The sequence below is a fragment of the Pseudomonas wenzhouensis genome (assembly GCF_021029445.1).
GTDB classification, from domain to species: Bacteria; Pseudomonadota; Gammaproteobacteria; order Pseudomonadales; family Pseudomonadaceae; genus Aquipseudomonas; species Aquipseudomonas wenzhouensis.
On sequence record NZ_CP072610.1, the window covers coordinates 3,815,654 to 3,829,317 of the forward strand.

A 13,664-nucleotide genomic window follows, 5' to 3' on the forward strand; every position below is an offset into this window, starting at 1 on the left:
CATGAGCTACAGCAAGATCCCGGCTGGTAAAGACCTGCCGAACGACATCTACGTTGCCATCGAAATCCCGGCCAATCACGCGCCGATCAAATACGAGATCGACCACGATACCGATTGCCTGATGGTCGATCGCTTCATGGCCACTCCGATGTTCTACCCGGCCAACTACGGTTTCATCCCGCACACCCTGGCCGATGACGGCGACCCCCTCGACGTGCTGGTCGTGACCCCTTACCCGGTTGCTCCGGGTTCGGTGATCCGCGCCCGTCCGGTCGGCGTCCTGCACATGAGCGACGAAGCCGGCGGCGACGCCAAGCTGGTTGCCATACCACACGACAAACTGACCGTTCTGTACAAGGACGTTCAGGAATACACCGACCTGCCCGCACTGCTGATCGAACAGATCAAGCACTTCTTCGAGAACTACAAGGATCTCGAGAAGGGCAAGTGGGTCAAGGTAGAAGGCTGGGGCAACGCTGAAGAAGCCCGTGGCCTGATCAACAAGGCAGTCGCGGCTTATCAAAAATAAGCCCTGACAACCTCCGAAAAGCCGGCCACAAGCCGGCTTTTTTATGCCTGCAGTCCCGCCCTGAACAAGGCTTACAGCGTTCATTTCCATGCAGCCGCCTGCATCTCACACCTACCGCATCCGATAATCGCACCATTTTGTGCACAGACATCATCCAGGCTTGGATGCTTACAAGCCTTGCCATTCCTGGCTTTCAGACTTTATTCAGATATTTTTCGGCGCTCGTCAGTGGCCCTGAGCAGGCCGCGCAATTGACTGGATTAACCAGTTAGTACATTTTCTCTCGCTGTCACGTCACAACAACAAGAGACAGCCCATGACGCCCTGCATTCTGGTACTCAATGGCCCCAATCTGAACCTGCTCGGCACGCGCGAACCGGCCACCTACGGGCATGAGACCCTCGCCGATATTTCCCAACTCTGCGCAGACACGGCCGCCGAACACGGCTTGAAGATCGAGTTTCGTCAGACCAATAACGAAGGTGAACTGCTCGACTGGATTCATGCAGCGCGTGGGCGCTGCGCCGGCATTCTGATCAATCCGGCAGCCTGGACCCACACCTCGGTAGCCATTCGCGATGCGCTGGTGGCCAGCGAGCTGCCGGTGATCGAGGTGCACCTGTCCAATGTGCACAAGCGCGAAGCGTTCCGTCATCACTCTTTCGTCTCGCCCATCGCCGTGGGCGTGATCTGCGGGCTCGGCAGCCAGGGCTACCGCCTGGGCCTGCAGTACTTCGCTCACTCGCTCAAGGATTAAGCAACATGTCATCCGTTACCCATGGCATTCTTGCCGGCCTGATTGGCAAAGGCATTCAGGCCTCCCGCACGCCCGCCCTGCACGAACGGGAAGGCGATGCACAGGGCCTGCGTTATCTCTATCGACTGATCGACCTGGACAAGCTCGGCCTGGATATCGACGCGTTGCCGAGCCTGCTCGATGCCGCGCAGCAGATGGGCTTTACCGGCCTCAACATCACCTTTCCGGCCAAGCAGGCGATCATCCCGTTGCTCGATGAGCTGTCGAGCGAGGCGCGTGGCATTGGCGCGGTGAACACCGTGGTACTCAAGGACGGCAAGCGTGTCGGTCACAATACCGACTGCCTGGGCTTCGCCGAGGGTTTTCGCCGTGGCCTGCCCAATGTATCCCGTCGACGCGTGGTGCAGATGGGCGCGGGCGGTGCCGGTGCCGCCGTGGCGCATGCACTGCTGGCAGAAGGTGTCGAGCGACTGTGCATTTTCGAAGTGGAACCCGGCCGCGCCCAGGCCCTGGCGGACAATCTCAACGCACACTTCGGCAGCGAGCGTGCCGTGGCAGGCACCGACCTGGCTGCCGAAGTGGCAGCAGCCGACGGTCTAGTCAACACAACGCCGGTGGGCATGGCCAAACTGCCCGGCACACCGCTGCCGGTTGAGTTGCTGCACAGCGGGTTGTGGGTAGCCGAGATCATCTACTTCCCGCTGGAAACCGAGCTGCTGCGCCACGCCCGCGCGCTGGGTTGCCGCACCCTGGACGGCGGCAATATGGCGGTATTCCAGGCGGTCAAGGCGTTCGAGCTGTTCAGCGGCCGCCCAGCCGATGCCGAGCGTATGCAGGCGCACTTCGCTAGTTTCCGCTGAGCTTGCCCCAGGCGGGGCGCATCATACGCCCCTCCGCCTCTCATCCTGCTAGCCGAGAATCGGCTTCAACAGCGCCTGCGCCTCGTACAGCGGGGTGAGATAGCGCTGACGCATCTCGTCGATCGCCATCCGCGAGGCGTGAGTGGTCAGCGCCATCGCCGCCTTCAGCTCACCCTTGCGATCCCGTAGCGGCACCCCCAGAACGCGCATCCCCACTTCATACTCGCCGTCGACCGTGCAATAACCCTGACGATTGATCCTCTGCAGTTCTTCACGAAACTGCTCGGGATCGATTTGAGTGTAAGGCGTGAGATTGCGCAGCTCGATACGCTGCAGATACTGATCAAGTTCCTCTGCTGGCAAGTTGGCCAGCCAGATCCGCCCACTGGCCGTGCAGTACAGCGGCATGCGCGCGCCAGGGCGAATCGACAACGACGAAATATGGCTGTAGCGGCTACGCACGATATGCACGATGTCGTCGCCGTCACGCACGCCAACCGAGATGTGCTCACCAGTAATGCGCGCCACCTGCTCAACGATTGGCCGCAGCATCAGCGGCAATTGCGCCGAGTCCACATACGCCTGGCCAATACGCAATGCCTTGGCCGTCAGCCAGTAGTGGCGCCCATCCGTCTCGGCGAACCCTTCGTGCACCAGCGTCAGCAGAAAGCGCCGCGTCGCACTGCTGGTCATGTCGCAGCGCCGTGCCGCGTCGGGCACCGTCAGCCGAGGCGTCTCCACGCTGAACAGCTGCATCAGCGCCAGGCCCTTCTGTAACCCAGCAATCAGATCACGCGGATGGATCACCGGACTCTTCATATCGGCCTCAATTCATGCAAACACTGCGATTATCGCACTAGCACTGCGATAAACAACCAAAAACTCGATCTGCCGCGTTGTGAGGGGGGCAATGCTCGCCGCACCATGCTGGCCAACAACAACTCCAATACGCAGGCACCTTGCATGGTCAACGGCTCCACAGAACTGGTCGCGATCGTCGGCTCGCCCATCGCCCAGGTCAAATCCCCGGAAAACTTCAATCGCTGGTTCGAAGGCAACGCTCTGAACCGGGTGATGCTGCCAATCGACATCAGCGCCCAGGCACTATCCTCCTTCATCGATACCCTGCGCGGCTGGCAGAACCTGCGCGGCTGCGTGGTGACCATTCCCTACAAGCAGCAGGTGGTCGAGCACCTCGACGAACTCAGCGAGCGCGCCAGCGCCCTGCGCTCGGTCAACGTGATTCGCCGCGAGGCTGACGGCCGCCTGATCGGCGACAACGTCGATGGTGAAGGCTTCCTCAACGCCGGCCGCCAGCAGGGTTTCGATGCCAAGGGCAAACGTGCGTTAGTCATCGGTGCCGGAGGCGTCGGCAGCGCCATCGCCTATTCGCTGTGCCAGGCCGGCGTTTCCGCCCTGAGCCTGTCCGACGTCAGCCATGAGCGTGTGGAGGCGCTGGCACAACTGCTACGCAGCGCCTTCCCCGAGCTGCCGGTCAGTACCCGAGTCGACAGCCTGAGCGCGTTCGACCTGATCGCCAACGCCTCCCCGGTGGGCATGGGCGACAGCGGCGAGTTGCCGCTACCGCAAGCATTACTACAGAGCCTGCCGGCCAGCGCGCACGTAGCAGATGTGGTGACGGCCCCGGAAATCACACCCCTGCTGGCCCTGGCCAAAGCCCGTGGTTGCAGCATCCAAACCGGCCCGCAGATGGCCCTGGCACAAGCTGGCAACCTCGGCCACTTCATGGGCGCAACCGCGCTGGTTCTGTGAGGAGAATAGGATGAACGCAGCCATTCAAACTGCCACCACTCAAACCACTCCAGGCAACGCGCAGGTCTACGACCTGATCGTGCTGGGTAGCGGCGCAGCCGGTTTTGCCGCCGCCACCACCGCTTCCTGCCGTGGCTTAAAGGTGCTGATGGTGGAGAAGGCTTCCACCTTCGGCGGCACCTCGGCGATTTCCGGTGGCGCCGTATGGATCTATGGCACAGACCAGGCCAAGGCCGCTGGAGCCAAGGACAGCGCCGAGGCGATGCGCAGCTACCTGCAGCATGTGATCGGTGCCGGCTACGACGCAGAACTGATCGACGCCTTCATCGAGCGAGGCCATGAGGCGATGCGCTGGCTGCATGCCAACACCGAGTTGAGCTATAGCCTGCGCCCGCATTCGCCGGACTATTACCCAGATGCTCCCGGCGGCACCGAGCGCGGCCGCGCGCTGGAAATCGACGAGTACGACGGCAATCGTCTGGGCGAACACTTCGCCAAGCTGCGCATGCCGCCACCAGGCATGCTGCTGTTCGGCGGCATGATGGTGAACCGCGTCGACATCCAGCATTTTCTCAGCTTCCGTCGCTCGCCCGCCTCGCTGTGGCACTGCATCAAACTGATGAGCCGCTATGTGCTGGATCGCCTGCGCCACCCGCGCGGCACCCGCCTGACCACTGGCAACGCACTGATCGCTCGCCTGGCCACCACCGCGTTCGCCAATGGCGTGGAGCTGTGGCTGGACAGCCAGGCGCAGGAACTGATCATCGAGGACGGCGCCGTGCGCGGCGCCCGTATCACCCGCGATGGCCGCACGCAGGACGTACGCTCGCGTGGCGGCGTGGTCTGCGCCATGGGAGGTTTTGCTGCCAGCGCCATGGCTGCCGACTTCCGCCCGCCCAGCCCCGATCCGCATCTGAGCATGTCGCCGGCCAGCAACATCGGCGACGGCCTGCGCCTGAGCACAGCGGCCAATGCCGCAGCTGGAGAAGGCCTGGCAGCGAATTTCTTCTGGGCTCCGGTTTCCGAAGCAGTGCATGCCAATGGCGAACGCGAGCGCTTCCCGCATCTGGTGACCGACCGCGCCAAGCCCGGCGTGATTGCGGTCAACCAGGCCGCCCAGCGCTTCGTCAACGAATCCAACTCCTACCACCACTTCGTGCAGACCATGTTCGCCACAGGCAACACCCGTTGTTGGCTGATCTGTGATGCCACCGCGATGAGCAGCTATGGCATGGGCCTGGCTCGGCCAAGCCCGGTGGACAACAGCGCACTGGTTGCCTCCGGCTACCTCAAGCAAGGCAAAACCATCGAGCAACTGGCGCAGAGCATTGGCCTGGACCCGCTCGCCCTGCGCCAGACCCTCGAGCGCTACAACCAGGACGCTCGCCAAGGCGTCGACCGTGCGTTCGAAAAAGGCGGCAACAGCTATAACCGCTACATGGGCGACCCGGCCCGCCGCCCGAACCCATGCCTGGCGCCACTGGAACGTGGCCCGTTTTACGCCATCGAGATCCATACCGGCGATCTCGGCTCGGCACGCGGCCTGCGTACCGACCGTTTCGCCAACGTACTGGACAACAACGGCAAGCCCATCGAAGGCCTGTACGCCGGCGGCAACGACATGAACTCGATCATGGACGGTACCTACCCCGGCCCCGGCATCACCCTCGGCCCGGGCCTGACCTTCGGCTACATCGCCGCCACCCATATCGCCGAGCGCCTCGCCTCGGCCACCACGACGCCCAAGGAGTAATTCATGTTCTACGAAATGCGCACCTACACCCTCAAACCTACCCGCATGGCCGATTGGCTGGCCCTGTATCAGAGCGATGCGCTGGCCGTACAGAGCGAGCACCTGGGGCAACTCGTCGGTTTCTTCACCACCGAGTTCGGTGAAGCCAATCAGGTGGTGCACATCTGGGCTTACGACAGCCTAGATGATCGCAGCAAGCGCCGCGCCGCCATGGCTGCCGACCCGCGTTGGGCTGCCTTCGGCCGCAAGAACAAGGAATTGGATGCGGTCGTCACCCTGGAGTCGCGCATCTTGCGACCGACCGGGTTCTCGCCCCTGCAGTGACCTGACCTAGCTTCCTACCCACTACAAACGCAGGCGCCACGGTGCCTGCGCAGGACTCGCTCGCCCATGCAAAACGACAAGAACAAGCAGGCTAGGCGTACGCTCGACTGTGACGTACTGGTGATCGGCTCCGGCGCTGCCGGGCTGGCAGCGGCAGTGACCGCGGCAGAGCATGGTTTGAGCGTGGTGGTCGCGGAAAAGGCCGAACAACTCGGCGGCACCAGCGCCTGGTCCGGCGGCTGGCTATGGATACCGCGCAACCCGCTGGCCAAGGCTGAAGGTATGGTCGAAGAAGGCGATGCGCCAGAGCGCTACCTGCGCGAGCAGACCCATTGTCAGCGACTCGACGCGCTGCAGCAGGCCTACCTGCAACGCGGCCCGGAGATGGTCGAGTTCTTCCACAAGCGTACTGCCGTGCAGTTCTACTCAGGCAGCCGCATGCCGGACATGCGCGATGGCGATGGTTCGGCAGCCGGCGGGCGCTCGTTGTGCGCCCAGCCGTTCGACGGACGCCTACTCGGCGACGAACTTAAACGGATGCGCGCACCGCTGGATATCGTCAGCCTTTTCGGCATGGGCATCGCCGGCGGCGCCGACATGGCGGCCTTCTTCAACACCCGACGCTCACCACGCGCCGCCCTGCATGTGGCCAGCCGTCTGCTGCGTCATATGCGCGACTGCCTGCTACAAGGTCGCGGCATGCAACTGGTCAACGGCAACGCATTGGTGGCGCGCCTGCTACGTAGCGCCCTGGATCGCCAAGTTGAGCTGTTATGTGCCAGTCCCGCTCGCCAACTGTTGCACGAAAACGGTCGGGTCTACGGCGCCGTGCTGCAACAGGCGCAGGGCGAACTGCTGGTCAATGCGCGCCGCGGCGTGGTACTGGCCTGCGGCGGCTTTCCCCATGATCGCCAGCGCATCGCCCAACTGATCGCGCACGCCCCCACCGGTACCGGACATCACAGCGCCGCCCCGCTGGAAAACAGTGGCGATGGCCTGCGCCTGGGCGAAGCGGTAGGGGCCGTGGTCGCTGCAGACCTGGCGCATGCCGGCGCCTGGGCACCGGTCTCGCGCGTGCCGCGTCGTGATGGCAGCATCGGCAACTTCCCGCATCTGGTCGACCGGGCCAAACCGGGCTTCATCGCCGTGCGTCGTGATGGCAAGCGCTTCACCAACGAAGCCGATTGTTATCACGACTTCATGAACGCGCTGATCGAGGCCACGCCCGCTGGCGAGCCCATCGAAGCCTGGCTGATCTGCGACGCCAGGGCGCGCTGGCGCTACGGCATTGGCTGGGCCAAGCCCCTGCCATTCAGCGATGGCTACTACCAGCGTTGTGGCTATCTGCACAGCGGCACCAACAGCGCCGAACTCGCGGCCCGCTGCGCCATCGATGCGCCGGCACTGCAAGCCACGCTGGAGCGCTTCAATCGCTTCGCCAGCCAAGGTGAAGACCCCGATTTCCAGCGCGGTCGCTCGGCCTACAACCGAGCCCAGGGCGAGGTGCTACAGCAGCCCAATGCCTCATTGCGCGCCCTGCGCGGACGCCTCTACGCGGTGAAGTTGCACCCCGGCAGCCTGGGCACCTTTGCCGGCCTGCGCACCGATGCCGACGCGCGCGTATTGGACGGTGACAGCCACGTAATCAGCGGACTGTTCGCCGTGGGCAACGATATGAACAGCGTGATGGCCGGCCATTACCCCAGCGGCGGCATCACCCTTGGCCCCGCGCTGACCTTCGGTTACCTGGCCGGCCTGGCGCTGGCCAACGCCAGCACATCCTGCCACCTCACTCTCACCCGGCAGGAGGCACAGGCGCTGTAGCTGGGCGCCTCGTCTGCTCTCGACTCACCAGCAAGACAAGGTATACCCCGGCCTGAACAGGGGTTCACAACAACAACCGATGGAGAACATCCACATGCTCAAATCCCTACTGACCGGCGCAGCTCTCGGACTCAGCGCCCTCAGCATCACATTACCGGCTCACGCCACCTACCCCGAACGCAGTATCCAGGCCATAGTCCCATGGGGTGCCGGTGGCGCCACCGATAACGTGATGCGCAGCCTGAGCGCTCATGTCGAGAAAGAACTTGGCACCAAGCTGGTCATCACCAACCGTCCTGGCGGCACCGCGCTCATCGGTGGCACCTACGTCAGGCAGCAACGCCCCAACGGTTATACCCTGCTGCTGGGCGCAGAAAACCCGCAGCTATATCAAGTGATGGGCCTGGCGGACTTCGACTACAGCGCCTTCTACCCGATCAACATCATTGCCCAGAACAACGTTCTGATCGCAGTCAAAGCCGACAGCCCATGGAAAACCATGGACGACCTGCTCGATGCCATCCGCCAGGGCGAGGGCAATATCCGTATGGGCAGTACCGGCGTTGGAGCGTTACAGAACACCGTTTTCTCGATGTTCCGTGCAGTTGAAGATCTCAAGGTTCGAGAAGTCAACTTCCAAGGCGAAGGCCCGATCGTCAGTGCTCTGCTTGGTGGGCATATCGACTTCACGCCACTGTCCTTCGCCGCCAGCAAAGAGATGGTTGCGTCAGGGAAATTCCGCGCATTGGCAGTATTTTCCACGGATGAGCTGCCAGAACTGCCAGGCGTTGAGCCAATCACCAAAACCCTGCCGGACTTGGCGCAGTACCTGCCATGGGGCCCGTTCTACGGCGTGTTCGTCCACAAGGACACCCCGGACGAGATCAAGCAAGTGCTGGTCAAGGCTTACGCCAATGCGGTGGCGAGCGATGACTACCAGGCTTTCCTGAAGAACTTCGGCGCCCAAACCCTGAACATCCACGGAGACGATGCCGCAACCTTCCTCAACCGCTGGCAGTCAGTCACCACCTGGTCGATGTACAAGGCCAAGGCGGTATCAATCTCGCCGGAGTCGGTCGGCATCGCCAAACCATAGAGGACAAAAAAGCCCCTGTCAGTGAGATGACAGGGGCTCCTGGGATGCGCGAACTAACGCTGCACGAAGCGCAGCACAGCCTCGCAGATCATGTCTTTGTGACGCTGTTTTATCTCATCACCCTGAAAGTCGATGGCAAAAATATGCCCAAAGGTATGCCGGTTCGATACGCGGTAAAAACAGAACGAGCTCATCAGCAAGTGTACGTCCAGCACATTGATGCCTGGGCGGAACACGCCCTCTTCCTCGCCGCGGCGCAGGGTCTTGCCGAGGGTATCGAGCACCACGTTGCTCATCTGGCGGATGACCGGCGACTGCTTGACGTATTCGCCGTAGTGGATGTTCTCGATGCTGACGATGCGCACGAAGTCGACGTTGCGGTCATGGTGATCGAAGGTGAACTCCACCAGCCGACGAATCGCCAGGACCGGCGGCAGCGAGGCCAGGTCGAGGCGACTCTCGGTGCCGCGAATATCGCCGTAGAGCTTGACCAGCACTTCGAGGTAGAGCTGCTCCTTGCTGCCGAAGTAGTAGTAGATCATCCGCTTGGACGTGGCGGTGCGCTCGGCAATGGCGTCCACACGCGCCCCGGACAGCCCCTGCTGGACGAACTCGGTGATGGCAGCCTGGAGAATGCTTTCGCGGGTCTTCTCCGGATTGTTCTTACGTACCTTGCGCACCACCTCAGGAGGTTGGCTGGCCAGGTTGGCAACGGCTTCGGTCATACGGCAATGGTCTTTTTTATAGGTATGGGTAGTGCGGATTATGGCAGGCCGCACAGACGTCGTGCAGCGGCAACCGAAGGGTTGCCGCATCGCCCGCCTTACAACCGCGGCCGCTTCAAACCGCCGCTACGCGCCTTGGCCATGGCCGCCAGGCGTACCGCGACGTTGGCCGCGCCATAGCCCACGTAGCCACCCTTGCGCTGAATGATTTCGAAGAAGAAACGCTCCTCGAACGGCTCGGTGTAGACGTGAAACAGCTCGCCACCCTGAGCATCGCGGTCATACAGCACGTTGTAGTAGGCCAGCTCGCTGAGAAACTCGTCGTCGAAGTCGAAACGGGCAGCCAGATCATCGTAGTAGTTCAGCGGGATCTCCAGCAGCGGCACGCCGGCCTCCTTGGCCCGCGCCACTTCGGCGAAGATGTCCTCGCAGGAGAACGCGATGTGATGCACGCCGGAGCCCTGGTAGCTGGACAAGGCATGAGCAATCGCGGTGTTGCGGTTCTCGGAGATGTTCAGCGGCAGACGGATCGAGCTGCAACGGCTGCGGATCGCGCGGCTTTTCACCAGACCGTAAGGATCGGGCAGCACCACTTCGTCATCGGCCTCGAAGTCCAGTAGGCTCTTGTAGAAGAGCACCCAACTGTCCATGGAGTCGGCCGGCAGTGCCAGCGCCATATGGTCGATGCGCTGCAGCCCGCCACTGGCCTGGACGCTGGCATCCAGAGTGAAGTCGCTGTGGTAGATGGTCTGCTCCTCGGCAGCCTGCTCCACCAGGTAGATCAGGCTACCGTCCGGAGCGCGTACAGCCGGGATTTCCCGCTCGTTGGGGCCGACCAGACCACGATAGGGCTGGCCGCGATAGTCACATGCGCGCTGCAGCGCCTCGGCGCCATTCCTTACCCGCAGGGCCGTGGCGCAGAGTGACGGGCCGTGCGACTCGAAGAAATTGTGGGCGAAGGAATAGGGCTCGGCGTTGAGCACGATATTGATATCGCCCTGACGCAGCAGGCTGACAGCCTTGGAACGATGCTGCCCGGCATGGGCGAACCCCAGGCGCTCCAACCAGCCGGACAGGCGCGCACCGACGGCCTCGTCGACGGCGAACTCGAGAAACTCCACACCGTCGTAGCGGTGCGCCACAGGCGGGGCGAAAAGCACGCCGGGCTCGATCTGATAGCCCTCCTTCTCCAGGCGCTTGCGGGTCTTTTCTTCCAGGTAGAGCAGCGAACGCAGGCCGTCGGCAGCGTTCTGCCGTGGCGGCGCGGCGCGGAAGCCGTCGTTGAAGATTTCCAGCGACAGCGGGCCGCGATAGCCGGTGCGCAGAATCGGCGCGAGGAAACCGGCCAGGTCGAACTCGCCCTGCCCCGGGAAGCAGCGGAAGTGGCGGCTCCACTCCAGCACGTCCATGGCCAGGATCGGTGCATCGGCCATCTGTACGAAGAAAATCTTGTCGCCCGGAATATCGGCGATGGCGCGAGGGTCACCCTTGAGCGACAGGGTATGGAAACTGTCGAGGATGACTCCGACGGCCGGATGGTCGGCCTGGCGCACCAGGTTCCACACCTGCTGGTAGGTGTTGACATGACGGCCCCAGGCCAGCGCTTCGTAACCGATACGCAGGCCGCGCGCGCCTGCACGCTCGCCGAGCAGGCGCAGGTCATCGATGAGGATTTCTTCGTCACCCAGCGAGTCGGCGGCGACGTTGCTGCACACCAGCACCAGGTCGGTACCCAGCTCCTGCATCAGGTCGAATTTGCGCTCGGCACGGTCGATGTTGCGCTGCAGACGATCGCGGCGGCAGCCCTCGAAATCACGGAACGGCTGGAACAGGGTGATGGCCAGGCCCAGGTCGGCGCAGCGCTTGCGAATCTCGCTGGGGCTGCCGTCGTAATAGAGCAGGTCGTTCTCGAAGATTTCCACACCGTCGAAACCCGCAGCGGCGATGGCTTCGAGCTTCTCGGGCAGGGTACCGCTGAGGGAAACGGTGGCAATTGAACGCTGCATAGTCGGCTCCGGGCTTAAGCGGCGCCGTGGCAGGCAAAGTGAGGTCGAGATGCTCCAGAGCCTCACTCGGCCGGTTGGTCGGCGCTCATGGATTGTTCGTAGCCTGGATTATTGGCAGGGTTGGGACTGCCGGCAATGCAAAATGGACGAACTGGTTAGTTTTCTGTTCGATAATCGAACATCTTCATTTGCGTGACTGTCGCCGACTCTGCCAGGCCGCCGCAAAGCCACTGCAACAGATGATGAAGATGCCGATCAGCGCCGTGCTATCGGGCGTGTGCTGGAACACCAGCAAACCCAACAGACCGGCGAAGACGATCTGCACATAACCGAACGGTGCCAGCAAAGCCGGAGCAGCATGCCGAAAGGCATGGGTCAGCAGTAGGTGCGCCGCCATGCCAAAGCCGCCCAGCGCCAGCATCATCAGGCCATGGGTGACGCTTGGAATCTGCCAGAAGAACGGCACCAGCAGGCTCATCACCAGGGTGTTGACCAGACCGGCAAAGAAGTTGCTGGTGGTCGCGCTATCCACTTCACTCAGCCGCCGGGTGAGTATCTGGTAAAAGCTGAAGCACAGTGCGGCGCTCAACGGCAGCAATACCGCCGGCGTAAACAGGCTGCCGCCGGGATGGACGATGATCAGCACCCCGACGAAACCGACGACCACCGCCGCCCACTGGCCCGCGCTGACGCGCTCACCGAGCAGTGGCACCGAGAGTGCCGTCACCAGCAGTGGCGCGAGAAAGATCACCGAGGTTGCTTCGGCCAGTGGCATGTACATCAGTCCGGCAGTGAACAGCAGGCTGACGCCCAGCAGACTCAGCGCCCGCAGTATCTGCAGGCCAGGACGTTTGGTGCGCAACACGCGCAGGCCGGATTGCGGCAGGAAGATGCCGGCCATCAACAGGGTGTGCACCAGGTAGCGCGCCCAGACGATGAGGATGATCGGGTAGAAACCCGACAGGTACTTGGACATGGCATCGTGACTGGCGAACAGGAAGGTCGCCAGCACCATCAGGCCGATCCCCTTGAGCGGGTGATTGATGCCGGATAGCGGTTTGGAGCTCATGAGGTACTCGGCATGCGGCAAGCCGCGAAACCATAGATAGGTAGCTAAATATACAGGTCTCCCTATCCTGCCGCCTATGACCCGCATGACGGTATTTGACCCGCGGATGAAGGGCGGCATCAAGGAGCTACAAGCGCCCCAGTAGTCGCAGGGTCTTGTCCATGGCCATCTGCGCCCGCTCCAGCGCGCTGACGCCCTGTTCGAGCAGCTGACGCGTAGGTATTTCCAGGCTCAGGGTAATGTTCGACGGCAGAGCACGCAGCAGACCGAGCAAGTCGCTATCGCCATCACCGGGGAAACGTCGTTCGTTGCGCGCCTGGCGCAAGATCTCGTCCATGTCGTCCGGGCACGGACCGTTAACGTCGCACAGTTGAGCGTAACGCATGCGTGCAGCCGGCACCTGCACCAAGTCCGTCAGGCTCGAGCCCGAGCGATCGAAGTGGAAGGCATCGACCAGGATACAGCCGTTGGGCCGGTTGGCCGCATCGACGATGCGCTTGGCCTGGGTCAGGTCGCGCGCGTTGGTCCAGGGCATGAATTCTAGGTGCGGGAACAAACCAAATGGCGCAGCCAGGTCACAGACTGCTGCGAAGTTCTCGGTCAGACGCGCTTCGTCTGGGTCATTGCCGGCGATCAGCACGTCTGTAGCACCAAACTCAGCACCTACGTCGAAAATGGCTTCGAAGTCGCTGACCTGGGTATCGGGCTTCAGACGCAGAATCTCGATATCCGCCACCTTGATCCCGGTATCGCGCAGGCGCTTGAGCGTCTGCGCACGCAATCCAGCATCAGCCATCAACGGAAAGTGGTGCTCCTCGGCCGTGGCCGGCACCAGGCGCAGGCCCACATGGCTATAGCCAGTGCGCGCAGCGACATCGACCATTTCCGGCGGTGACACTTCGAGGACAGTGAGGGCTGCTAGGGATAGGATACGTTCGCTCATGATGA

13 protein-coding genes are annotated in these 13,664 nt (G+C 62.5%); 8 read left to right on the plus strand and 5 right to left on the minus strand.

The window, feature by feature from the left end; translation table 11 throughout:
- Window position 1 precedes the first annotated feature (1 nt).
- The 3 genes from ppa (at window position 2) to J7655_RS17780 (ending at window position 2,146) form a co-directional block, all read left to right on the plus strand.
- Window positions 2-529 (plus strand): inorganic diphosphatase, encoded by a 528-nt coding sequence (gene ppa / locus J7655_RS17770; protein WP_230925568.1) that lies wholly within the window; start codon window positions 2-4, stop codon window positions 527-529.
- 316 nt (window positions 530-845) lie between these two features.
- Window positions 846-1,286 carry a type II 3-dehydroquinate dehydratase gene (gene aroQ / locus J7655_RS17775; RefSeq protein ID WP_230925569.1) on the plus strand — a complete coding sequence of 147 codons (441 nt, stop codon included), beginning with the start codon at window positions 846-848 and terminating at the stop codon, window positions 1,284-1,286.
- Between the two features lie 5 nt (window positions 1,287-1,291).
- Window positions 1,292-2,146: a shikimate dehydrogenase gene (locus tag J7655_RS17780; RefSeq protein WP_230925570.1), complete on the plus strand. Its 855-nt coding sequence runs from the start codon at window positions 1,292-1,294 to the stop codon at window positions 2,144-2,146.
- A gap of 48 nt (window positions 2,147-2,194) precedes the next feature.
- Here the strand turns inward: J7655_RS17780 and J7655_RS17785 are convergent, their stop codons facing one another.
- Window positions 2,195-2,965 carry an IclR family transcriptional regulator domain-containing protein gene (locus J7655_RS17785; RefSeq protein ID WP_230925571.1) on the minus strand — a complete coding sequence of 257 codons (771 nt, stop codon included), beginning with the start codon at window positions 2,963-2,965 and terminating at the stop codon, window positions 2,195-2,197.
- Between the two features lie 144 nt (window positions 2,966-3,109).
- On the opposite strand from J7655_RS17785, the gene J7655_RS17790 reads away from it, so the two are divergent.
- From J7655_RS17790 to J7655_RS17810, 5 genes are all read left to right on the plus strand, one after another.
- Complete coding sequence (locus J7655_RS17790; protein ID WP_230927752.1) at window positions 3,110-3,919, plus strand: shikimate dehydrogenase family protein; 810 nt, start codon at window positions 3,110-3,112, stop codon at window positions 3,917-3,919.
- A gap of 10 nt (window positions 3,920-3,929) precedes the next feature.
- Window positions 3,930-5,672, plus strand: coding sequence for an FAD-dependent oxidoreductase (locus J7655_RS17795; RefSeq protein ID WP_230925572.1), 1,743 nt, complete (start codon window positions 3,930-3,932; stop codon window positions 5,670-5,672).
- Window positions 5,673-5,675: 3 nt separating this feature from the next.
- On the plus strand, window positions 5,676-5,996 hold the full coding sequence (locus J7655_RS17800) for an NIPSNAP family protein (RefSeq protein WP_106733458.1): 321 nt from the start codon (window positions 5,676-5,678) through the stop codon (window positions 5,994-5,996).
- Window positions 5,997-6,062: 66 nt separating this feature from the next.
- Window positions 6,063-7,820: an FAD-dependent oxidoreductase gene (locus J7655_RS17805; RefSeq protein ID WP_106733457.1), complete on the plus strand. Its 1,758-nt coding sequence runs from the start codon at window positions 6,063-6,065 to the stop codon at window positions 7,818-7,820.
- Between the two features lie 94 nt (window positions 7,821-7,914).
- Window positions 7,915-8,916 carry a Bug family tripartite tricarboxylate transporter substrate binding protein gene (locus tag J7655_RS17810; RefSeq protein ID WP_230925573.1) on the plus strand — a complete coding sequence of 334 codons (1,002 nt, stop codon included), beginning with the start codon at window positions 7,915-7,917 and terminating at the stop codon, window positions 8,914-8,916.
- 53 nt (window positions 8,917-8,969) lie between these two features.
- Here J7655_RS17810 and J7655_RS17815 read toward each other — a convergent pair whose 3' ends face one another.
- The 4 genes from J7655_RS17815 to J7655_RS17830 all read right to left on the minus strand — a co-directional run bounded on the left by J7655_RS17815 (window position 8,970) and on the right by J7655_RS17830 (window position 13,659).
- Window positions 8,970-9,641, minus strand: a complete 672-nt coding sequence (locus tag J7655_RS17815) for a TetR/AcrR family transcriptional regulator (RefSeq protein ID WP_230925574.1) — start codon at window positions 9,639-9,641, stop codon at window positions 8,970-8,972.
- A gap of 98 nt (window positions 9,642-9,739) precedes the next feature.
- Window positions 9,740-11,647, minus strand: a complete 1,908-nt coding sequence (gene quiC, locus J7655_RS17820; RefSeq protein WP_230925575.1) for a 3-dehydroshikimate dehydratase QuiC — start codon at window positions 11,645-11,647, stop codon at window positions 9,740-9,742.
- 184 nt (window positions 11,648-11,831) lie between these two features.
- Window positions 11,832-12,716: a DMT family transporter gene (locus tag J7655_RS17825; protein ID WP_230925576.1), complete on the minus strand. Its 885-nt coding sequence runs from the start codon at window positions 12,714-12,716 to the stop codon at window positions 11,832-11,834.
- A gap of 127 nt (window positions 12,717-12,843) precedes the next feature.
- The gene (locus J7655_RS17830; protein WP_230925577.1) at window positions 12,844-13,659 is read right to left on the minus strand and encodes a sugar phosphate isomerase/epimerase family protein; all 816 of its coding nucleotides are present in this window, start codon (window positions 13,657-13,659) and stop codon (window positions 12,844-12,846) included.
- Between the last annotated feature and the right edge of the window lie 5 nt (window positions 13,660-13,664).

Bases quoted from the DNA above. Each gene is read 5' to 3' on its own strand.
- J7655_RS17815 (WP_230925574.1), bottom strand. From the start codon at position 9,641: ATGACCGAAGCCGTTGCCAACCTGGCCAGCCAACCTCCTGAGGTGGTG.
- ppa (WP_230925568.1), top strand. From the start codon at position 2: ATGAGCTACAGCAAGATCCCGGCTGGTAAAGACCTGCCGAACGACATC.
- J7655_RS17825 (WP_230925576.1), bottom strand. From the start codon at position 12,716: ATGAGCTCCAAACCGCTATCCGGCATCAATCACCCGCTCAAGGGGATC.
- quiC (WP_230925575.1), bottom strand. From the start codon at position 11,647: ATGCAGCGTTCAATTGCCACCGTTTCCCTCAGCGGTACCCTGCCCGAG.
- J7655_RS17810 (WP_230925573.1), top strand. From the start codon at position 7,915: ATGCTCAAATCCCTACTGACCGGCGCAGCTCTCGGACTCAGCGCCCTC.
- J7655_RS17785 (WP_230925571.1), bottom strand. From the start codon at position 2,965: ATGAAGAGTCCGGTGATCCATCCGCGTGATCTGATTGCTGGGTTACAG.
- aroQ (WP_230925569.1), top strand. From the start codon at position 846: ATGACGCCCTGCATTCTGGTACTCAATGGCCCCAATCTGAACCTGCTC.
- J7655_RS17780 (WP_230925570.1), top strand. From the start codon at position 1,292: ATGTCATCCGTTACCCATGGCATTCTTGCCGGCCTGATTGGCAAAGGC.
- J7655_RS17800 (WP_106733458.1), top strand. From the start codon at position 5,676: ATGTTCTACGAAATGCGCACCTACACCCTCAAACCTACCCGCATGGCC.
- J7655_RS17830 (WP_230925577.1), bottom strand. From the start codon at position 13,659: ATGAGCGAACGTATCCTATCCCTAGCAGCCCTCACTGTCCTCGAAGTG.
- J7655_RS17790 (WP_230927752.1), top strand. From the start codon at position 3,110: ATGGTCAACGGCTCCACAGAACTGGTCGCGATCGTCGGCTCGCCCATC.
- J7655_RS17795 (WP_230925572.1), top strand. From the start codon at position 3,930: ATGAACGCAGCCATTCAAACTGCCACCACTCAAACCACTCCAGGCAAC.
- J7655_RS17805 (WP_106733457.1), top strand. From the start codon at position 6,063: ATGCAAAACGACAAGAACAAGCAGGCTAGGCGTACGCTCGACTGTGAC.